At 72.1% G+C, this 21,343-nt stretch carries 16 protein-coding genes; 3 read left to right on the top strand and 13 right to left on the bottom strand.

Going from position 1 to position 21,343, the window contains the following annotated elements:
* Position 1 precedes the first annotated feature (1 nt).
* The 12 genes from ACFRCG_RS40575 to argC all read right to left on the bottom strand — a co-directional run bounded on the left by ACFRCG_RS40575 (position 2) and on the right by argC (position 13,865).
* Positions 2 to 1,075 carry a methionine ABC transporter ATP-binding protein gene (locus ACFRCG_RS40575; protein ID WP_380041021.1) on the bottom strand — a complete coding sequence of 358 codons (1,074 nt, stop codon included), beginning with the start codon at positions 1,073 to 1,075 and terminating at the stop codon, positions 2 to 4.
* A gap of 381 nt (positions 1,076 to 1,456) precedes the next feature.
* Positions 1,457 to 1,933 carry a GNAT family N-acetyltransferase gene (locus ACFRCG_RS40570; protein WP_380041019.1) on the bottom strand — a complete coding sequence of 159 codons (477 nt, stop codon included), beginning with the start codon at positions 1,931 to 1,933 and terminating at the stop codon, positions 1,457 to 1,459.
* A 336-nt stretch (positions 1,934 to 2,269) separates the two neighbouring features.
* Entirely contained in the window at positions 2,270 to 3,100 is an 831-nt protein-coding gene (locus ACFRCG_RS40565; protein ID WP_380041017.1) for an SDR family NAD(P)-dependent oxidoreductase, read from the bottom strand.
* Entirely contained in the window at positions 3,097 to 4,650 is a 1,554-nt protein-coding gene (locus ACFRCG_RS40560; protein WP_380041015.1) for a wax ester/triacylglycerol synthase family O-acyltransferase, read from the bottom strand. The genes ACFRCG_RS40565 and ACFRCG_RS40560 overlap by 4 nt, the downstream gene beginning before the upstream one ends.
* Positions 4,647 to 5,891: an alpha/beta hydrolase family protein gene (locus tag ACFRCG_RS40555; protein ID WP_380041013.1), complete on the bottom strand. Its 1,245-nt coding sequence runs from the start codon at positions 5,889 to 5,891 to the stop codon at positions 4,647 to 4,649. Before ACFRCG_RS40555 ends, ACFRCG_RS40560 begins: the two co-directional genes overlap by 4 nt.
* A 239-nt stretch (positions 5,892 to 6,130) precedes the next feature.
* On the bottom strand, positions 6,131 to 7,549 hold the full coding sequence (argH, locus tag ACFRCG_RS40550; RefSeq protein ID WP_380041011.1) for an argininosuccinate lyase: 1,419 nt from the start codon (positions 7,547 to 7,549) through the stop codon (positions 6,131 to 6,133).
* On the bottom strand, positions 7,546 to 8,742 hold the full coding sequence (locus ACFRCG_RS40545) for an argininosuccinate synthase (protein WP_380041009.1): 1,197 nt from the start codon (positions 8,740 to 8,742) through the stop codon (positions 7,546 to 7,548). Before ACFRCG_RS40545 ends, argH begins: the two co-directional genes overlap by 4 nt.
* Positions 8,743 to 8,852: 110 nt before the next feature.
* The gene (locus ACFRCG_RS40540; RefSeq protein WP_380041007.1) at positions 8,853 to 9,416 is read right to left on the bottom strand and encodes an arginine repressor; all 564 of its coding nucleotides are present in this window, start codon (positions 9,414 to 9,416) and stop codon (positions 8,853 to 8,855) included.
* Between the two features lie 45 nt (positions 9,417 to 9,461).
* Positions 9,462 to 10,673, bottom strand: a complete 1,212-nt coding sequence (locus tag ACFRCG_RS40535; protein ID WP_380041031.1) for an acetylornithine transaminase — start codon at positions 10,671 to 10,673, stop codon at positions 9,462 to 9,464.
* A 2-nt stretch (positions 10,674 to 10,675) separates the two neighbouring features.
* Positions 10,676 to 11,653: an acetylglutamate kinase gene (gene argB / locus ACFRCG_RS40530; RefSeq protein ID WP_380041005.1), complete on the bottom strand. Its 978-nt coding sequence runs from the start codon at positions 11,651 to 11,653 to the stop codon at positions 10,676 to 10,678.
* A gap of 32 nt (positions 11,654 to 11,685) precedes the next feature.
* Positions 11,686 to 12,840: a bifunctional glutamate N-acetyltransferase/amino-acid acetyltransferase ArgJ gene (gene argJ / locus ACFRCG_RS40525; RefSeq protein WP_380041003.1), complete on the bottom strand. Its 1,155-nt coding sequence runs from the start codon at positions 12,838 to 12,840 to the stop codon at positions 11,686 to 11,688.
* Entirely contained in the window at positions 12,837 to 13,865 is a 1,029-nt protein-coding gene (gene argC / locus ACFRCG_RS40520; RefSeq protein ID WP_380041000.1) for an N-acetyl-gamma-glutamyl-phosphate reductase, read from the bottom strand. Before argC ends, argJ begins: the two co-directional genes overlap by 4 nt.
* A gap of 471 nt (positions 13,866 to 14,336) precedes the next feature.
* Between argC and ACFRCG_RS40515 the strand changes: the two genes are divergently transcribed.
* Together ACFRCG_RS40515 and ACFRCG_RS40510 are read left to right on the top strand one after the other, a co-directional pair.
* On the top strand, positions 14,337 to 16,220 hold the full coding sequence (locus tag ACFRCG_RS40515) for a hypothetical protein (protein ID WP_380040998.1): 1,884 nt from the start codon (positions 14,337 to 14,339) through the stop codon (positions 16,218 to 16,220).
* Positions 16,221 to 16,299: 79 nt separating this feature from the next.
* Positions 16,300 to 18,174, top strand: a complete 1,875-nt coding sequence (locus ACFRCG_RS40510; RefSeq protein WP_380040996.1) for a hypothetical protein — start codon at positions 16,300 to 16,302, stop codon at positions 18,172 to 18,174.
* A 460-nt stretch (positions 18,175 to 18,634) separates the two neighbouring features.
* Here ACFRCG_RS40510 and ACFRCG_RS40505 read toward each other — a convergent pair whose 3' ends face one another.
* Positions 18,635 to 19,309, bottom strand: a complete 675-nt coding sequence (locus tag ACFRCG_RS40505) for an SDR family oxidoreductase (protein ID WP_380040994.1) — start codon at positions 19,307 to 19,309, stop codon at positions 18,635 to 18,637.
* 77 nt (positions 19,310 to 19,386) lie between these two features.
* Between ACFRCG_RS40505 and ACFRCG_RS40500 the strand changes: the two genes are divergently transcribed.
* Complete coding sequence (locus tag ACFRCG_RS40500) at positions 19,387 to 21,267, top strand: hypothetical protein (protein WP_380040992.1); 1,881 nt, start codon at positions 19,387 to 19,389, stop codon at positions 21,265 to 21,267.
* Positions 21,268 to 21,343 lie beyond the last annotated feature (76 nt).

The following is a 21,343-nucleotide window of genomic DNA, read 5'->3' as shown; positions in this document are numbered from 1 at the left end:
GTCAGAGCTCCTTGCCCGCGAGCGCCACGCCGTCGGCGGCGGCGACGTCGGCGTCCGATGTGGTGTGGTCGGTCCCCGACTCGGCTTCGGCCTCGTCGATCACGTCGACCTGGAGGCCCTGCTCGCGCAGGTAGCCGATCGGCACCACGTTGCGCTCGAAGGTGCCGTCGAGCGAGATCCGCATCCGGCCGATCTGCCGCCCGCCGACGCTCTCCACGGCCGCGCCCAAGACGTTGACGTCGACGTTGTAGGTGCGCGCGAGGGTGGAGATGAACGGCTGCGCCGTCTCCTCGCCGCGGAAGGTGATGTCGACCAGCGTGCGGCCCGCGAGCACGGCGGGCGTACCCAGCGGGAACATCTCCCGGGCCAGCCGCGAGTCGGAGCGGCCGAGCAGCTCGGACACCGTCCCCGACTCGACGATCCGGCCGCCCTCCATCAGCGCGGCCGAGTCGCAGATGTTCTTGACCACGTCCATCTCGTGGGTGATCAGCAGGATGGTCAGGCCGAGCCGGTCGCGCAGGTCGCGCAGCAGGGCCAGGATCGAGCGGGTGGTCTCCGGGTCGAGCGCCGAGGTGGCCTCGTCGGACAGCAGTACGCGCGGTTCGGCGGCGAGCGCGCGGGCGATGCCCACCCGCTGCTTCTGCCCGCCGGACAGCTGCGCGGGGTACGCCTTGGCGTGCTCGGCGAGGCCGACCAGGTCGAGCAGTTCGGCGACCCGGCGGGCCCGGTCCCGGCGCGGCACCCCCGCGATCTCCAGCGGTACCGCGACGTTCCCGGCGACGGTGCGGCTGGAGAGGAGGTTGAAGTGCTGGAAGATCATCCCGATGCCGCGCCGCTCGGCGCGCAGCGCGCTCGCCGACAGCGAGGTCAGCTCGCGTCCGCCCACCTCGACGGTGCCCGACGTGGGGCGCTCCAGGAGGTTGACGCAGCGGATCAGGGTGCTCTTGCCGGCGCCGCTGCGGCCGAGCACACCGAAGATCTCGCCTTCGCGCACGTGCAGGTCGACCCCGTCGAGCGCGGTCACCTGCCGTTCTCGGCTGCGATAGACCTTGCTCAGGGCAGTGGTACGGATCACCGTGAAGTCCTCGGGTGGATGTGCGTGCCGAATCGGGCCCGACGAAGGGCCGCGCGACTCGATCACACAGGGGGCGTGGCAGGGGTTGCACCGGGGGCGCGGAGCGCTCGGCCCGGGAGAGGGATCAGGCCCTCAAATCCTCAACAGCCACACATTCGACACATCTGACACGAACGGCACATGCAACGACAACCCGTGGCGGTAGCCGCGGTGCCGGAGATGTGAGCCGTCGTGAACATGATCCGATTAAAGCAGACACACGCCTCGCAATGGAAATGTCATCCCGCCAAGCGCCTGCGACCGAAGCCGACGAAGCCCCGGCGACCATGGATTCCATGGTTGCCGGGGCTTCGGGGGGTGCTTCTCGCGTCGCGGCGTCGATCAGGCCGCGAGGACGGCGGTCTTGCGCAGGTAGACCAGGCTCAGCCGGGGGCTGACCTTCTCGATCCGACCGGAGACGTAGCCGAGGCGTTCGTACAGCCGCAGGTTGTTCTCGCTGCGGTGGCCGGTGAACAGCTCGTACTCGGCGGCGTCGGCGAGTTTCGCCTCGATCGCGCGCAGCAGCCGGGTGCCGAGCATGTGCCGCTGCAGCCGGGGGTGCACGATCAGTTTGCCGATCCGGGCCACGCCGTCGTCGATGGTGCCGCGCACCGAGCCGACGACCTCCTCGCCCAGGCGCGCCACCAGCACGGTGTGCGTCTCGAACTCGGTGCGCAGGCTCTCCAGGCTCTGCGTCAGCGGCTCGATGCCGTAGTCGTTGTAGAGGGCGGCCTCGCCCTGGTAACAGAGGTACTGAAGCTTGAGAATCTGCTCGGCGTCGGATACGTCCGCCGTGCCGATACCCACGTTCTGCCCCATCGGATTGCTCCCCTGATCGCCCTGATCACCGCGCGGATGTGTGTGCCGCAGCGTCGAGCCCGTGCCCGGTGCGAAGGGGGAGGGTTGTCCCCTTCTCGAACACGCGCGTGAACACTGCGTTCGTCACTGTTCCACACGGCTTTTCCCGGACTTCTACCCGGCCCTCACCTACGCGCAATCCGGCGTTCAGGCAGCGTGTTCGACGAAGTGTGCCCGATAGGGTGAATCGCCGGAAAAATGCGTGTCTCGGAACGCGCGATGTGGCCACTACGCGCGGCGCGCACGCCCGTTCCGGGGCGACCCGGCCCACCGGCGGGCCGACCGCGGCCCGGCCGGCTACAGACCCGTGACGCGGCGGACGACTCCCTCCTTGAGCGCGCGCACCATCGCGAACGGTTCGGTGGCCTGGTGCACGAGCAGCGTCAGGTGTGCGTCGGCCCCGACCACGTAGCGCGACCTCGGCGACTTCGTGGTGGCGGCCAGGGCGATCGTGTCGGCGATCGTCTCCGGATCGCTCCACAGCGGCTTCATGATCGAAAAGCCCAGGTCCATCCGGCGGAACGCGGTCGCGAACGCGGTGCCGCGATGGCGCTCGACCGCGTCGGCCATCTCCTCGGTGGCGCCGCTGCGGAAGCCGCCGGGCGAGACCACCACGACGTCGATCCCGGCCCCGGCCAGCTCCACCCGCAGCGCGTCGGACGCCGCCTCCATCGCGTGCTTCCCGGCCTGATACCAGCCGAGCAGCGGATACGTGATCCGCCCGGCCAGCGAGGAGATCTGCACCACCCGGCCCCACCCGCGCTCGCGCATGTGCGGAACGGCGAAGCGGGCCAGCCGCATCGGGCCGAACAGCGCGGTCTCCAGTTGCCGGCGGGCGTCCTCCTCCGACACGTCGAGCACGGGGGCGAACGAGGTGCCGCCGGCGTTGTTGACCAGGATGTCGGGACGGATGTGCTCGATCACGTCCTTGCCGCCGGCCGCGTCGGTGACGTCCAGGAGCACGGTGCGCACCTCGACCCCGGCCGCGTCCGCCGCGGCCAGGACCGACTCGGCCTTGGCCGCCGTGCGCACGCTGCCGACGGTGTCCACGCCCGCCCGGGCCAGCGCCAGCACGGTGGCCAGGCCGAGCCCGGAGTTGGCGCCGGTGACCAGTGCCGTCCTGCTCACGCGCGACCCGCCTCGAACCCGGCGGCGTCGACCGCACGGTCCTCCTCGACCCGTCGCGGACCGGGCACCTTGGGCATGCCGGCGGCCCCGGCTTCGCCCTCCGGGTCACCCGCGTCGGAGGGCTCGGGCGGCAGGTCCCGCGTCGGGCGCGGCGGCGCGACCTCGTCCGCCGCCTTCAACAGGTGGTTCAACTGCTCGACGATGGCGTCCGCCAGGGCGAACGGGTCCGGCAGCGCGTCCCGGTCGGCCAGCACACCGATGTCGATCCGGTCGTCGTAGCTCATGCCACCGATGAACAGTCCGAAGCCGTCGGCGATGATCCCCATCGAGTGAAACGCCTCCACCCGCTGCCCGTGGGCATACAGCGGCCTGCGCGGACCGGGCACGTTGGAGACCGTGACGTTGCACAACGCCGGCAGCACGGCCGCGAGTCGGGCCTCGCGGTAGAGCCCGCCGAGCGCCCCGAGCAGCGCCGGCGGCGGCGCCTCGGCCAGCCCCGTGAGCAACTCGCCGCCCATCGCGCTCTGTACGGCCTTGGCCGCGTCGGAGTTCTCGTGCACGCACAGCAGTCGCTCACCGGGCCCGGCCACGTCGGTGGCCAGTCCCACCAGCATCCCGGTGATCAGGTTGCCGCCGGCCCGCTCGCCGCCGTGCGTGGCGTCCACCGGCACCGTGGCGACCAGTTCCCGCTCGGGCAACTCGCCCAGGGCGTCCAGGTGTTCGCGCAGCGCGCCGGCCACCATCGCGAGCACCACGTCGTTGACCTTGACCCCGAAGGCGTTCTTGACCAGTTTGACGTCGGAGAGCGAGACGCTGCAGAAGCCGTACGCCCGCCGCGGGCCGATCGGCGCGTTGAACCGGGTCCTGGGCACGTTCAGCGGCAGCGCCCGGCCCAGCCGCCCGGTCAGCGCGGCCTGCAGCACGCCCTGTCCCAGGCGGCCGAGTTGCCGACCCACCCGCACGGGCGTGCCCGCCAGCGAGAGTGCGCCCTCGCGGATCGCCTCCCACCCCTCGGGCACAGCCCCCGGCTCGCTCGGCGCGGGCACCTGCGCGGGCACCTGCTCGGCCGGCGGGTTCGGGACGGCGTCGAAGAAGATCTCCTGCATCGCGGCGCCGGAGCGCCCGTCGATGCACGCGTGATGCACCTTCCACAGGTGCGCGACCCGCCCGTTCTCCAGGCCGTCGACGATCCACCACTCCCACAGCGGGCGGTCGCGGTCCAGGCGGTGGCGGTAGATCTCCTCGGCCATGGCGGTCAGTTCACGCCGGCCGCCGGGAGCCGCCAGGGTGGCCCGACGCAGGTGGTTGCCCAGGTCGAAGTCGGGGTCCTCGACCCAGTGCGGCCGGGCCAGCCCCCACGGGCCGCGGACCAGTTTGCGGCGCAGCAGCGGCAGTCGGGGCAGCCGGGCGGCCAGCGTGCGCGCGAACGCGGCGCGGTCGACGCGGCCCCCGGTGTCCGAGGCGTCGACGATGGTCAGGCAGACGACGTGCGCCGGCCACTCCTGCGACTCCAGGGCCAGGAATGCCGAATCCAGACCGGAGAGCTTCACCAGGTATTCCTCCTCCCGATGCCCGACGAGGTCAGGGCATCCTCGATGAAGCGGTGCGCCTGCCGGTTCCACACGGCTCCGATGTGCGAGCCGCGGTACCAGCAGACGGATGGTTCCTCCCAGTGCTTCCAGAGCCGATACGCCTGCTGCGGCGTGGCCATACGGTCGGCCAGGCCGGCGTAGACGAAGCGCCGCTCCAGCGGCACCCGGGGCGTCACCGCCAGCGGCGAGACCACGCGGTGGACCGTCTCGGCGTCCGCGCCGAGCAGGCCGGCCGCGCGCACCTCGCGCTCGATGTCCTCGGGTACGTGGTGCGACATCACCCACGCCATGTCGACCGAGGGCACGCCCACGACCACGCAGTCCAGGTCCTCCAGGCCCGCGACCAGGGCGGCGACGTAGGCGCCCAGCGAGAGCCCGTGCACGGCGACGGGGGTGTCGGCGTCGCCCTGTGCGCGCACCCAGTCCAGGCAGCGGCGCACGTCCCACACCGCCTGTCCCAGGCCGTGCACGTTGCCGAGGTAGTCGAACGAGATGAACGTGCCGTCGTGGGTGCGCGTGCTCTTGCGCGGCCCGTGCATGGGCAGCACCGGGTGGATCACGTTGACGCCGAGTTCGCGGTGCAGCCGCGGCGAGCGGAACGCGGCCAGGTCGCCGGGTCGGCCCATGCCGAAGCCGTGCAGGTTCACCAGCCACGGCCGGGGCGCGCCGGGGTGGCGCAGGACGTACGCCCACACCCGCTGATTCGCGCCCGCCCCCTGCCACCGGGTGGCCCCCGGCACCCCGGCGCGGGGCATGTACCCGCTCTCGAAGGTCAGTTGCTCGTAGCCGATGGTGCCGTAGAGCCGGTCCCGGAGCACCGGGTCGTCCGGGGCGGGCGGTTCGGGGTGGAATCGGGTCGGATCGTCGAGGTAGCCCTCGGCACGGAACTTGGCGAGCGCGTCGGCGATCTCGGTCCGGATCCGCTGGGCGTCCTCGGGGTCCGGCGACAGCCGGCCGCCGGCCAGGACGGCCACCACGAGTTCGTCCAGGAAGGCCGCGGAGACCAGCCCCGGGGTGGGGAACACGGTGGGCATCTCGGGATGTCGGCGCCGCTCGGCGCGCAACGACCGCACATAGGAGCGCACCCCGAAGCCCACCGAGGGCGGAACACTGCGCAGCAGCGCGCCGACCGGGAGATCCGTGAGCATGGAGGCGGACTTCTCGCCCTGGGAACGTATTCGACGCAGGTGATCGAGCATGCCGATCCCTCCCCTCGATGTGAGCCGACCCTAGTACGGAACAAACGGAGCGAACACACGTGATCGCTTTTGGTAACCGCGATTTCACAATTGGGACTGGAATCGCAACTTCCACTCACACCCGTGCAACCACCCCGAAACCGGACGCCTCACGGCATGCGGACACGACGATGGGCCCGCCACCTCCCCCCGGAGGTTGCGGGCCCATCGTCTCAGGTCGATCCCGGTGCCGTGCGGTGTTACACGCCGGCCCACTTGCGCTGGCCGGCCACGTCCGCCCGAAGCTCGCCGAGTTGCTCGGCGACCCGGACCGGGGCGGTGCCCCCGCGCCCGTCACGCGAGGCGACCGAGCCGGACACGGTCAGTACCGAGCGCACCTCCGGGGTCAACTCCGGCGAGATCTCCGCGAGTTGATCGTCGGTCAGGTCCCACAGCTCGATCCCGCGCGGCTCGCAGTACTTCACACACGCGCCCGCCACCTCGTGCGCCACCCGGAACGGAGTGCCGCGGCGGACCAGCCACTCGGCGATGTCGGTGGCCAACGAGAAGCCGGCCGGCGCCAGTTCGGCCAGCCGCTCGCGATGGAAGGTGAGCGTGGCGATCATCCCGGTGAACGCCGGAAGCAGGACTTCGAGCGTGTCGCACGAGTCGAAGACCGGCTCCTTGTCCTCCTGGAGGTCGCGGTTGTAGGCCAGCGGCAGCGCCTTCAGGGTGGCCATCAACCCGGTCAGGTTGCCGATCAGCCTGCCCGACTTGCCCCGCGCCAGCTCCGCGATGTCGGGGTTCTTCTTCTGCGGCATGATCGAGGACCCGGTGGAGAACGCGTCGTCCAGCGTCACGAAGGAGAACTCCTTCGTGTTCCACACGATGATCTCCTCGGCCAGCCGGGACAGGTTCACCCCGAGCATCGCGGTGACGAACGCGAACTCGGCGGCGAAGTCGCGCGAGGCGGTGCCGTCGATCGAGTTCGCCGCGGACGCGGAGAAGCCGAGGTCGCGGGCCACCGACTCGGGGTCGAGCCCGAGGGAGGACCCGGCGAGCGCGCCGGACCCGTACGCCGACACGTCGGCGCGCCGGTCCCAGTCGCGCAGCCGGTCGGCGTCGCGCGAGAAGGCCTGCACGTGGGCGAGCAGGTGGTGCGCGAGCAGCACCGGCTGGGCGTGCTGGAGGTGGGTGCGGCCCGGCATCACCGCGTCGGGATGCGCGGCGGCCTGCTCGATCAGCGCCTCCTGGAGGTCGGCGAGAAGCCGGCCCAGGATCCGCGCGTGGTCGCGCAGGTACATCCGGCCCAGGGTGGCGATCTGGTCGTTGCGCGAGCGGCCCGCGCGCAGCTTGCCGCCCAGGTCGGGGCCGAGGATGTCGAGCAGACCGCGCTCCAGCGCGGTGTGCACGTCCTCGTCGGCGATCGTGGCGACCAGGACACCGGACTCGACGTGCTCGTGCAGCGTGTCCAGGCCGGCCAGCATGCGGGCCAGCTCGTCGTCGGTGAGCAGTCCGGCCGCGTGCAGGACCCGGGCGTGCGCCCGGGAGCCGGCGATGTCGTACGGCGCGAGCCGCCAGTCGAAGTGCACGCTGGCGGAGAGCAGGGCCAAAGCCTCGGAGGGGCCGCCGGAGAAACGGCCGCCCCACAGGCTCACCCGGTCGGTGTTCTCGGTCACGAGCGACCGTCCCGACGCGCCGCGATCTTGCCGGAGAGCCCGAACAGCTCGATGAAGCCCTTGGCCTGCGACTGGTCGAACGTGTCGCCGGTGTCGTAGGTGGCGAGGTCGAAGTCGTACAGCGACTGGTCGCTGCGCCGACCGGTGACCACGGCCCGCCCGCCGTGCAGGGTCATCCGGATGTCGCCGGACACGTTCCGGTTGGCCTCGGCGACGAAGCCGTCGAGGGCCCGCTTGAGCGGGGAGAACCACAGGCCGTCGTAGACCAGTTCGGCCCAGCGCTGCTCGACGGTGCGCTTGTAGCGGGCCAGCTCGCGCTCGACGGTGACGTTCTCCAGCTCCTGGTGCGCGGTGATCAGCGCGATCGCGCCCGGGGCCTCGTAGACCTCGCGGCTCTTGATGCCGACCAGCCGGTCCTCGACCATGTCGATCCGGCCCACGCCCTGCGCGCCCGCCCGCCGGTTCAGCTCCTCGATCGCCTGGAGCACGGTGACCTCGCGGCCGTCGACGGCCACCGGCGCGCCGTGCTCGAAGGTGATCACCACCTCGTCGGCGTCCCGCGCGTCGGCCGGGTTTTGCGTGTACTCGTACACGTCCTCGATCGGCGCGTTCCAGATGTCCTCCAGGAAGCCGGTCTCCACGGCCCGCCCGAAGACGTTCTGGTCGATCGAGTACGGCGACTTCTTCGTGGTGACGATCGGCAGGTTCTTCGCCTCGGCGAAGGCGATCGCCTTGTCCCGGGTCATCGCGTAGTCGCGGACCGGGGCGATGCACGTCAGGTCGGGGGCGAGCGAGGAGATGCCCACCTCGAAGCGGACCTGGTCGTTGCCCTTGCCGGTGCAGCCGTGCGCGACCGTGGTCGCGCCGTGCTTTCGCGCGGCGGCGACCAGGTGCTTGACGATCACCGGCCGAGACAGCGCGGAGACCAGCGGGTAGCGGTCCATGTAGAGCGCGTTGGCCCGGATGGCCGGCAGGCAGTAGCCGTCGGCGAACTCGTCGCGGGCGTCCGCGACCTCGGCCTCGACCGCGCCGCAGGCCAGTGCCCGCTTGCGGATGATGTCCAGGTCCTCGCCGTTCTGGCCGACGTCGACGGCCACCGCGATGACCTCGGCGCCGGTCTCCTCGGCGATCCATGGGATACAGACGGAGGTGTCTAGACCTCCGGAATAGGCGAGTACGACGCGCTCGGTCACGAGCGATTTCTCCTTACGAATGAGCGGTTCGGCGGATGTGGTGCCGGGTTCGGGCCGAGCCGAGCGCTCTGGCGGTGTGGAAGTCGATGGTCGCGGGCGGACCGGGCCGGCTATCCCTTGTGCTCGGCGAGGGCCAGGAGGTGCGCGGCGAGCGCCGCGCCGCCCTCCGGGTCGCGCGAGACCATCAGGATGGTGTCGTCGCCGGCGATGGTGCCCAGGATCAGCCGGGACTCGGCGTGGTCCATCGCGGAGGCCAGGAACTGGGCCGCCCCGGGCGGTGTGCGCACCACCACGAGGTTGCCCGACGCCTCGGCCGACACCAGCAGTTCGCCGGCCAGCCGGGACAGCCGTCCCTCGACCGCGGACTCCTCCAGCGGCGCCCGCGGGGTGCGATCGCCGCCCTCCGCCGGCACGGCGTAGATCAGCGATCCCTCCGCGTCGCGGATCTTCACCGCGCCGAGTTCGTCGAGGTCCCGGGACAGCGTGGCCTGGGTGACGGCCAGGCCGTCCTCGGCGAGCAGCCGGGCGAGTTGGTTCTGCGACCGGACCGGGTGCCGGGTCAGGATGTCGACGATCCGCCGGTGGCGGGCGATCCGGGTGCTGGGCACCGCGTATACGCCCTCGACCGGGGTCGCGTCGGCGCCGGGCTCGCCGGCGCCGGGCTCGCTGCTCATGGGCCGACCCCGCCTAGCGCCGCACGCGTCGTCGTCGGACGGTGTTCACGAAGTTCCTCCGGCGGGTGCGGCGGCGAGGCCGGCGTCCAGGATTGCGGGCAGCGCCCCGAGCAGCGCGTCCACGTCCGCGTCGTCGACGACGAGCGGCGGGGCGAGCCGGACCCGGGTGGGCACGGCGGCGTTGACGAGGAAACCCGCGTCCTGCGCCGCCTGTTGCACGGTCTGCGCCACCGGTGCGGTGAGCACGATACCGATCAACAGGCCCGCTCCGCTCACCTCGTCGACCAGCGGATGGGCGATCTTGTCGATTCCCGCCCGCAGCCGCTCGCCGAGTTGCGCCGAACGGGTGCACAGGTCGTCGTTCTCGATCGTGTCGAGCACCGCGAGCGCGGCGGCGCAGCAGATCGGGTTGCCGCCGAACGTGGTGCCGTGCTGGCCCGGCCGCAACAACTCGGCCGCCGACCCGAAGGCGACACAGGCGCCGATCGGCAACCCGCCGCCCAGCCCCTTGGCCAGCGTGACCACGTCGGGCTCGATGCCGAGCGGCTGGTGGGCGAACCAGGAACCGGTACGGGCTATGCCGGTCTGGATCTCGTCCAGGATCAGCAGCGCGCCGTGCGCGGCGGTGATCTCCCGGGCCGCGGCCAGGTAGCCCTCGCCGGGCATGACCACGCCGTTCTCGCCCTGGATGGGCTCCAGGATCACCGCGGCGGTCCGCGGACCGACGGCGGCGCGCAACGCGTCGACGTCGCCGTAGGGCACGAAGTCGACGCCGCCGGGCAGCGGGGCGAACGGCTCGCGCTTGGCGGGCTGGCCGGTCATCGCCAGCGCACCCATGGTGCGGCCGTGGAACCCGCCCTCGGCGGCGATGATCTGCGGCCGGCCGGTGCGCCGCGCGATCTTGAACGCGGCCTCGTTGGCCTCGGCGCCCGAATTGCCGAAGTAGACCCGGCCGGGGCGGCCGAACAGCCCGAGCAGCCGCTCGGCGAGCGTCACGGGCGGTTCGGCGATGTAGAGGTTGGACACGTGGCCCAGCCGGCCCAGCTGCGCGCTCACCGCGGCGGCGATCGCCGGGTGCGCGTGGCCGAGCGCGTTGACCGCGATGCCGCCGAGGAAGTCGACGTAGGTGTTGCCCGCGCCGTCCACGACGCGCGCGCCCGAGCCGCTGATCAGCTCGATCGCGGGTGTGCCGTAGTTGTGCATCAGCGCCTGGTTCCACCGCTGCGTCAGCGCACCGGCGGCACCGCTCTCGGTGATGGTCACGCCGCCCCCTCGGAGTCTTCGTCGTCGTTGTGCACGTGGTCGATGTCGGCCGCGGCCGCGGCGTACTTGTCCCGGGCGGGCACGACCATGGTCCCGATGCCCTCGTCGGTGAACACCTCGAGGAGCAGCGAGTGCGCGACACGCCCGTCGAGCACGTGCGCGGCCGGCACCCCGGCCTGCACGGCCCGCAGGCACGCCTCCATCTTGGGCAGCATGCCGGTGGACAGGTTCGGCATCAGCGCGGCCAACTCGTCGGCGTCCAGGCGCGATATCACCTCGTCGCTGACGGGCCAGTCGGCGTACAGCCCCTCGACGTCGGTGAGCACGACCAGCTTCTCCGCGCCGAGCGCCACCGCGAGCGCCGAGGCCGCGGTGTCGGCGTTGACGTTGTAGACGTGCCCGTCGGCGCCGCGCGCGATCGAGGAGATCACCGGTATCCGGTTGTCGTCGAGCAGCGCCCGGATCGCGCCGGGGTCGACCTCGACGATGTCGCCGACCAGGCCGATGTCGACCGACTCGCCGTCCACGACGGCGAGCCGCTTCTCCGCGGTCATCGTGTGCGCGTCCTCGCCGGTCATCCCGACGGCGAACGGCCCGTGCCGGTTGATCAGGCCGACGATCTCGCGCTGCACCTGGCCGGCGAGGACCATGCGCACCACGTCCATCGCCTCGGGCGTGGTCACCCGAAGGCCGCCGGCGAAGGAGGACTCGATGCCGAGCCGGTCCAGCTGCGCGCTGATCTGCGGGCCGCCGCCGTGCACGATCACCGGGCGCAGCCCGGCGAACCGCAGGAACACCAGGTCCTGGGCGAACGCCTGCTTGAGCGCGTCGTCGACCATGGCGTTGCCGCCGAACTTGATCACCACGGTCTTGCCGTAGAAGCGCTCCAACCACGGCAACGCCTCGATCAGCGTGTGCGCCTTGGCCAGTGCCGCGTTGTTGCGCCCCTGTTTGTCGGCCGATTCCGTCCGCATCCCGCTCCCCCTCGTCTGGCTGTCGATACCGGTCATGACGAGTAGGCCGAGTTCTCGTGGACGTATTCGGCGGTGAGGTCGTTGGTCCACACCGTCACGGCGGCCTCGCCGGCGTTGAGGTCGGCCACGATGTGCGTCTCGCGCGGGGTCATGTCGACCAGCTCGCGGTCCTCGCCGACGAAACCGTCCCGGCACACCCACACGCCGTTGAAGGCGACGTCGAGCCGGTCGGGGTCGAAGGTCGCGGCGGTGGTGCCGATCGCGGCGAGCACGCGGCCCCAGTTGGCGTCCTCGCCGTGCACGGCGCACTTGAACAGGTTGTTCCGGGCGATCGAGCGGGCCACCTCCAGCGCGTCGGCCTCGGTCGCGGCGCCCGTCACGTCGATCCGGATGTCCTTGCTCGCGCCCTCGGCGTCGCCGATCAGCTGCCGGGCGAGGTCGCCGCAGACGGTGCGCACCGCCTCGGCGAACGCGGCGAGGTCGGGCTCGACGCCGGAGGCGCCGGAGGCCATCAGCAGCACGGTGTCGTTGGTGGACATGCAGCCGTCGGAGTCGATCCGGTCGAACGTGGTGTGCGTGGCGCCGCGCAGCACCGCGTCCAGCGTCTCGGCGTCGACCGCGGCGTCGGTGGTGAGCACGACGAGCATGGTGGCCAGGCCGGGGGCGAGCATGCCCGCGCCCTTGGCCATGCCGCCGACGGTCCACCCGGCGGGGTCGGTGACCACGGACTGCTTGTGCACGGTGTCGGTGGTCTTGATCGCGATCGCCGCGGCCTCGCCGCCGTCGGCGCTCAGTGCCGCGGCCGCCTTGTCGACGCCCGGCAGCAGCCGGTCCATCGGCAGTTGCACGCCGATCAGGCCGGTGGAGGCCACCACGATCTCGCCGGCGTTCAGCCCCAGCGCCTCGGCGACCCTCTCGGCGGTGGCGTGCGTGTTGCGAAAGCCCTCGGTGCCGGTGCAGGCGTTGGCGCCGCCGGAGTTGAGCACGACCGCCTGCACGAGGCCGGCCTTGACCACCTGCTCGGACCACACCACCGGCGCGGCCTTGATCCGGTTGGCGGTGAACACCGCCGCCCCGGCGATCGAGGGGCCGTCGTTGACGATCAGCGCCACGTCGGGCGCGCCCGTGCTCTTGAGGCCCGCGGCCACGCCCGCGGCGCGAAAGCCCTGTGCTGCGGTGACGCTCACGGCGCTACCCCCGTCTTGCTCAGTCCCAGGTCCTCGGCGAGGCCGAGGGCGATGTTGGTGCTCTGGATGGCGCCGCCGGCGGTGCCCTTGGCGAGGTTGTCGATCGCGCCGACCACCACGACGCGGCCCGCGCGCTCGTCGACGGTGACCTGTACGACGGCCGTGTTGGCGCCGTAAACCATCGCGGTCGCGGGCCACTGGCCCTCGGCGAGCAGGTGGACGAAGCCCTCGTCGGCGTAGGCCGCGGTGTAGGCCGCGCGGACCGCCTCGGCGGTGACACCCGGCCGCAGCCGGGCGGTGCAGGTGGCCAGGATGCCGCGCGACATGGGCACCAGCGTCGGGGTGAACGACACCGTGACCGGCGCGTCGGTGACCGCGCGCAGCCCCTGGAGGATCTCCGGTGTGTGCCGGTGCACCCCGCCGACGCCGTAGGCGCTCACGGAGCCCATCACCTCGCTGCCCAGCAGGTGCGGCTTGGGCGCCTTGCCCGCCCCGGAGGTGCCGGACGCGGCGACCACGACCCAGTCGGGCTCGACCAGGTCGGCGGCGGTGGCGGGCACCGTGCACAGCAGCGAGACGGTCGGGTAGCAGCCCGGCACCGCGATCCGCCGGGTGCCGGCGAGCGCGGCGCGCCCGCCCGGCAGCTCGGGCAGTCCGTACGGCCACGTCCCGGCGTGGGGGGATCCGTAGAACTCCTCCCAGTCGGCACCGTCGCGCAGCCGGTAGTCGGCGCCGCAGTCCACCACGAGCACGTCGGCGCCCAATTGCGCGGCCAGCGCGCCGGACTGTCCGTGCGGCAGGGCCAGGAAGACCACGTCGTGGCCCGCCAGGTTCTCGGCCGTGGTCTCGACGAGGACGCGGTCGGCCAACGGCAGCAGGTGCGGCTGCAGCTCGCCCAGGCGTCGGCCCGCGTTGGACCCCGCCGTGAGCGTGCCGATCTCGATCTCCGGGTGTGCGAGCAGCAGGCGCAGGATCTCCCCGCCCGCGTATCCACTCGCCCCCGCCAGTGCCGCCTTGGCCCCCATTACCGCCTCCTTGTCAGGAGCATGACTATACGGATAGCCGAATCACTATGCAAGTACGTTGGGTGACCGCCCACCCCCGGCCGCGCCTTCGAGCCCCCACCGGTGTCCCGTCCGTGCCGCCGCCGGGCTCCGCGGCGTGAGCGCCGCGGGAAGCCCGACGGCGGATACCGCGCGTCGGCGCACCGCGGAAGCAGGCACAAGCAGGCACATAGTTGCCCCATTCGCTCGTTTCTCCGGTACGCCCTGGTGCGGCGCCGCGCGTCGTGATGCCCGGCCGGGGCCCGAAGACCCGTCCGAGACCGCTCCGGGCAAGCCTTCCCCGTCCCCGGGTCACCCAATAGGGCGCATGCCGGTGCGTTAGGATCAGCGGACTTCGGATACGCGCCCCCGGCGGGCGGTCGACGGCCGGCGGGACGGCAGCGACGTGCAGCAGACGGCGGGCGCCCCCGCCCAGGAAACGAACGAGACCACGTGACCCCTCCCCCCGGCACCTCCGGGCCCGCCGACGCCGCACGCGTCGCCGACCCGGACCTACAGTCCCCGACCGGCGAGCCCCCATCGGCTCCCGAGGCGGGCACCGCGGACACCACCACCGCGCCGACCCGGCCCCCCGCCGAGCGCAGGCGCGCCCGCGTCCCACTGCCGGACCTGCTCGCCCTGGGCCTGCCCACGCTGGTCTTCGCGATCATGGGCTGGCACCAGCGCTGGATCACCGACGACGGCCTCATCTTCACCCGCGCGGTCCGCGAGATCCTGGCCGGCAACGGCCCCGTCTACAGCGCCGGCGAACGTGTGGAGACCTCCACCAGCACGCTGTGGCAATGGCTGCTCGCGCTGCTCGGCGGCATCACCCCGTTCGACTACGCGCCCACCGCCGTCTACACCGGCCTGATCCTGTCGGTCGCCGGCCTGTGGTTGTCCCTGGACGGCACCCGTCGGCTCTTCCGCGGCCTGGCGGTCACCCGGCTGCTGCTGCCCGCAGGCGTGCTCGTGTTCATCGCCGTCCCCTCCGTGTGGGACTTCGCCACCGCCGGCATGGAGACCGGCCTGATCCTGTTCTGGATAGGCCTGTCGTGGTGGCTGCTGATCGGCACCTGGCTGCGCCCGGTCGGCACCCACACCACCCGGCGCACCCTCGCCCTGTCCTTCTGGTTCGGCCTGGGCCCCCTGGTCCGCCCCGACCTGGGCCTGACCATGGTGATCCTGCTCGCCGCCCAGTTCCTGCTGATCCGCGCCCGCTGGCCGAGGGCCCTGGCGATGCTCGCCTGCGCGGGGTTCCTGCCCGCCGCCTACGAGATCTTCCGGATGGGCTACTACGGCCTGATCTTCCCGATGCCCGCCCTCACCAAGGAGGCGTCGGGATCGTTGTGGGGCCGCGGCTGGGACTACCTCACCGACTACATGAAGCCGTACTACCTGTGGATCCCGATGATCCTGATCGTGGTCGCGGTCGCCCTCGCGCTCACCCGGCGCCGCCCCGCCGACCGGCGCACCTGGATCGTCATCGGCACCCCCCTGGTCGCCGCGCTGGGCCAGACCGTGTACGTGCTCAAGGTCGGCGGCGACTTCATGCACGGCCGCATGTGGCTGCCCGTACTGCTCCTGGTCCTGCTCCCGCTGCTGCTCGCCCCCCTGGACCGGCTCGTGACCCCCGTCATCGTGCTGGTCGCGGTCTGGGCGGTGGTCTGCGGCAGCACGCTGCGCTCCGGCGTGATCACCACGCCGGCCCCCGACGGCAACGGCAACCAGGTCTGGAACGAACGCGACACCTACGCCGCGTGGACCAGGACCGACAACCCCACGACCGAGGAAGCGCACATCCGGACGCTGCCGACGATAGAAGAGGCGTTCCGCAACGAGAAGGCCGGCGGCGAACGTCTGCTCTTCGTGGACCCCAACTACATGAAGGTGCCGCCGCTGCCGCTGCGCACCGACCTCCACCACGACAGGGGCCTGGTCATCGGCCGGCTCGGAGTCGGCGGCTCGATCACCCCGCTCGGCGGGATCGTGGTCGACGTGTGGGGGCTGTCCAACACCGTCGGCGCGCACATCACCGAGACCCGGCACACCGCCGCCGGCCACAAGAAGCTGCTGCCGTTCGCCTGGAACGTCGCGCTCTACGTCGACCCGGCCGGCGACGCGCTGGTCCCGCCGGACGCCGCCACCCAGGAGGACATCCGCGCCGCCCGGGCCGCGCTGCGCTGCGGCGACCTCGCCGAACTCGTCGATTCGGTCGACGAACCGATGTCCGCGTCGCGCTTTTGGAAGAACCTGACCGGTGCCGTGGACCGAACCAAGCTGCGGATCCCGGCCAACCCGATCGAGGCCGAGAAGAAATTCTGCTCGCCCTCCTGAGCCCGTCATCGGTCCGGCGGTCGATCATCAGTGGTTATGGTGTGGTCGGCCCGCCCGCCCCGACTGGAGTCAACGAACCATGAGCCTCGTGAGTGTGCTGTCCGGGCGCTCGCGCTTCGGGCGACGGGCCGATCCCCCCCAGGACGGCCCGTCCACCCGCGGCACGAACCGCTGGAACCTCGCGATGGTGCTGACGCCCGCCCTGATCGTGCTGATCCTGGGCTGGCACCGACGCTGGATCAGCGACGACGGCCTGATCTTCACCCGCACCGTGCGCCAGATCCTGGCCGGCAACGGCCCCGTGTTCAACGTGGGCGAACGCGCCGAGTCCTCCACGAGCACGCTGTGGCAGTGGATCCTGGTGCTCGCGTCCTGGATCACCCAGAGCGACGTCGGCCGCCTCGCGGTCTACCTGGGCCTGCTGTGCACCACCGCCGGCTACGTCCTCGCGCTCCAGGCCACCCGTCGGCTGCACGAACGCACCGCGCGCGTCCCCGTCCTGGTGCCGTTCGGCGTGATCGCCCTGCTCGCGCTCCCGCCGGTGTGGGACTTCGCCACCTCCGGCCTGGAAACCGGGCTGACCACGTTGTGGATCGCCGGCTGCTGGTGGCTCCTGGTCCGCCTCCCGCACGACCCGCGCGCCCGCATCACCTACGCGCTGGCCTTCGTCGCGGGCCTGGGCCCCATGGTCCGCCCCGACCTGGCCATCGCCACGCTCGGATTCCTGATCGCGCTCGCCGTGATCCGCCGCCCGCGCCCGCTCCGCGCCCTCGCCCTGTTCGGCACCGCGTTCACCCTCCCCCTGCTGTACGAGATCTTCCGGATGGGCTACTACGGCGTCATGCTGCCGCTGCCCGCCGTGACCAAGGAGGCGTCGGCGAGCGACTGGTCCCGGGGCTGGAACTACGTGCGCGACCTGGCCGGGCCGTACCACCTGTGGATCCCGTTCGTCGTACTCGCCGCGTGTGTGCTCGCCCAGGCGGTACTGCGGGTACGCCGCGACCCCGCTCGCGCCCGCGCCCGACTGGACCCGCGCACGATCGACCGCGCCGGATGGGCCCGGATCACCGTCGTCGCCGTCCCCGTGGCGTGCGGCCTGGTCATGCTGCTCTACGTGATCCGCGTCGGCGGCGACTTCATGCACGCCCGGATGTTGCTGCCCGGCCTGTTCACCCTGCTGCTGCCCATCCTCGTGGTCCCCGCGAACCGGCTCGCGGTACCCGCCGCCACCGTGCTGATCGGCTGGGCCGTGGTCTGCGCGGTCGCCTTCCGGGTGCCCTACGAGGGCATCGGCCCGCGCGGCATCGCCGACGAACGTGCCTTCTACATCAGCGCGCTCAAGGTCGCCAACCCGGTCACCGCGTACTCGTACGTGGCCAACTACCCACGCTTTCCCGCCGCCGCCGAGGCCGCCCGCGCCGACCACAAGCACGTGATCGTCTACCCCTGGTACGACGGCTTCTACGTCACCGCCCTCGACCCGAAGCTGCCCGCGCCGGTCGCCACGGTATGGACCAACCTCGGCATGAACGGCGCGAACACCCCGCTCGACGGCGTCTCCGTCGACATCCTCGGCCTGGCCTACCCCCTGGCCGCCCACGTCGAACTCACCACCCGGGGCCGCCCGGGCCACGAGAAGGAAATCGACATCGCCTGGGTCTTCGCCCAGTACACCTCCCCGGACGCCGTCCTGCCCCCGGGCATAGACCCGATCCGCGTCAAGGCCGCCCGCTACGCCCTCACCTGCGGCAACACGAACACCGGCAACATCAAAGAACTCCAGGACTCGGTCCAAGAACCCATGACCTGGAGCCGCTTCAAAAAGAACTTCACCGGCGCCTGGGACCGCACCTCATTCCGCTTCCCCAACGACCCGGTAACAGCAGCCAAGAAAATCTGCGGCGTAGACGTCCTCCAAAAGGGCGTCCTCCCCAAAGACAACACCGACCGCTGAAGCCAAACACCCACACTCGACAAACAAACGAACCACAGCCAAACCCCGGCCCAAACCAGCCCGACCGGCACTTGAAGACAACGCGGGTCCGCAGCCCGCCCCCAAAGCCAAACCCCACTCAGCCCGTCCGGCGCTTGAGGACAAGGCGGGGCGCAGCCCGGCCCCGGAGCCGAACCCGGCCCAACCCCCGGCCGTCCGACGCATGAGGACAAACAGGGCCGCAGCCCACCCCCGAAACCGAACCCAATCAGCCCGTCCGGCGCTTGAGGACAAAGCGGGCCGCAGCCCGGAACCGGAACCGAACCCATTCAGCCCGTCCGGCGCTTGAGGACAAGGCGGACCGCAGCCCGGAACCGAACCGGGCCCCAATCAGCCCGTCCGAAGGACGAAGCGCAGCCCGACTCCGGGCACCGAACCCACCACACCAGCCCGTCCGGCGTTTGAGGACAACAACCTCACGTCAACCCCGCGAGCGCACCGTCACGTCATTGACCACCGAATCCCCCGGAAGCGAAAGCGCCGACACCACGACCCCCGCCACCGTCACGGGATCGCTGTAGCGCGAGCTCTCGTACGCCCCGCCCTCCTGCTCCCGCACACCACGCTGCATCGCCGTGGCCGTCCGCCCCGGATACACACTGGTCACCCGCAGCCCCGGCTCCTCCTCCCGCAGCCCGTCCGCGAACGCCTTCAACGCGTGCTTGCTCGCCGCATACGCCGTCCACCCCGCACTCGTACGCAGCCCCGCCCCGCTGTTCAGCAACACCACGTCGCCCCGCCCCCGCCGCAACGCCGGCAACAACACCCGCGTCACCTCCGCCACCGCGACCACGTTCACGGTCAGCGTGTGCGCCCACACCGCGACGGCCGTCGACGCCACCGTGCCCAGCTCCGCGACGCCCGCACTGTGCACCAGCCCCGCGAACGTCTCGTCCGCCAACGGCGCCAGCGCCTCCGCGATGGTCTCCGGACGCTCCAGGTCGGCCACCACCGTCCGCACTCCCGGGCCGGCCAAATCCGCCGCCCGCCCCTCCGACCGCACGATCGCGACCAGATCGTGACCGTCCTCCCGCAACAGCCGGGCCACCTCCGCGCCGATACCGCTACCCGCACCGGTGATCACGTAAGTACTCATGGCGCCACCCTACGAGGTGCGCGCCCGGCGGAACGGACGATCCCACCGGCGCCGTCCGACCCGCCCGGAGGCCGCCGATGACCCTGACCACCACCCCGGCCGACCACGGCCCACCGCCCGCCGACCGCCCCGCCCCCACCCCTCTCCCGCGCACACCACGCGGCGCCCGGTGGAACATCGCCGCCGTCCTGCTGCCCGCCGTGTTCGTCGCCGTCCTCGGTGGCAGCCGCAGCTGGCTGTGCGACGACGGCCTGATCTACACCCGCCCGGTCCGGCAGATCCTGGCCGGCAACGGCCCCGTGTTCAACCCGGGCGAGCGCGCCGAGGCCGCCACCGGCACGCTCTGGCAGTGGCTCCTGGTCGCCGCAACGCGCCTGACCGGCCAGGACCCCGCGCCCCTGGCCGTGCGCCTCGGCCTGCTGTGCGCCGTACTCGGCTGGTTCCTGGCCGCCGACGCCGGCCGCCGCCTGTACCTGCCCGCCGTCGGGCACACCCCGCTGCTCCCCTGCGGCGCCGCGATCCTGCTCGCCCTGCCCCCGACCTGGGACTTCGCCACCTCCGGGCTCGAAACCGGCCTGACCACCCTGTGGATCGCCGGCTGCTGGTGGCTGCTCGTCCGCCTCGCCGCCGACCCGCACACCCGCCCACACCCGCGCCCGCACACCCACCGCGCGTATGGCCTCGCCGTCCTGGCGGGCCTGGGCCCGACGGTCCGCCCCGAACTGGCCATCGCCACACTCGGCTTCCTGACCGCCCTCGCCCTGATCCACCGCCCACGCCCCCGCCGCGCGGCGGCCCTCACCGCCGCCGCGACCGCGCTCCCGCTGGCCTACGAGATCTTCCGGATGGGCTACTACGGCGTCCTGCTCCCCCTGCCCGCGATCACCAAGGAGGCCGGCGCGAGCGACTGGACCCGGGGCTGGGCCTACGTCCGCGACCTGGCCGACCCGTACCACCTGTGGCTGCCCCTGCTCACCCTCACCGCCCTCGGCGCCACCGCCGTGCTCACCACAAGACGCCGCACCGCCCCCACCACCGCGACCACACCCCCGGGCACCCGCGTGCGCCGCACCCTCTACGCCACCCCCGTCCTGTGCGGTCTCGCCACGCTGCTCTACGTGGTCCGCGTCGGCGGCGACTTCATGCACGCCCGGATGCTCCTCCCGGGCCTGTTCCTCCTGCTCCTGCCGATCCTGATGGTCCCGGCGAGCCGACTCGCGATCCCCGCCGTGGCCGCCCTGGCCGCGTGGGCCCTGCTGTGCGCGTCCGCCTTACGGGTCCCCTACGACCGCATCGGCCCGGCCGGTATCGCCGACGAACGCGGCTTCTACACCTCCGTCCTGGGCGTGGCCAACCCCGTCACCGCCGACACCTTCATCGACGGCTTTCCCGGCTTCCCCACCGTCGTCCGCGGCCCCCGCCCGGGATACCGGCACACCCTGGTCGACCGCTCCCCCACGCACACCCTCAACGCCCCGCTGCGCCCGGACGTCGCCGCGCCGATCGTGGCGATGTGGCCCTCCCTGGGCATGCTCGGCGCGGCCGTCCCGCTCACCGGCGTCGCCCTCGACGACCTGGGCCTGGCCTATCCGCTCGCCGCGCACGTACGGCTGTCCACCCGGGGCCGCCCCGGGCACGAGAAGCAGATCGACCCGGCCTGGGTGCTCGCCCAGTACGCCGACCCGGCCGCCCCGCCACCCCCGGGCATCGACCCCATCCGCATCGCCGCCGCCCGCTACACCCTCACCTGCGGCGACACGAACCGCGGCCGGCTCAAGGAACTGCTGGACTCGACCCACGCCCCGCTGACCCGGCACCGCTTCGTCGCCAATCTCACCGGCGCCGTACGCCGCACGTCCTTCCGTTTCCCCAACGACCCGATCGCCGCCGCCAGGCAGATCTGCGGCGTCGACGTCCTGGCCCCGGGCGTCCTGCCCACCGCCCCCACCCACCCCTGAGCACCCGCCCCCGACCGGCCACCCCGCACATACGAATGGGCCCGCACACCGTCACGGTGTGCGGGCCCACGTCGAC

This window comes from Embleya sp. NPDC056575 (assembly GCF_042793325.1).
Classification (GTDB): domain Bacteria; phylum Actinomycetota; class Actinomycetes; order Streptomycetales; family Streptomycetaceae; genus Embleya.
This window is presented reverse-complemented; position numbering and strand designations above follow the sequence as displayed.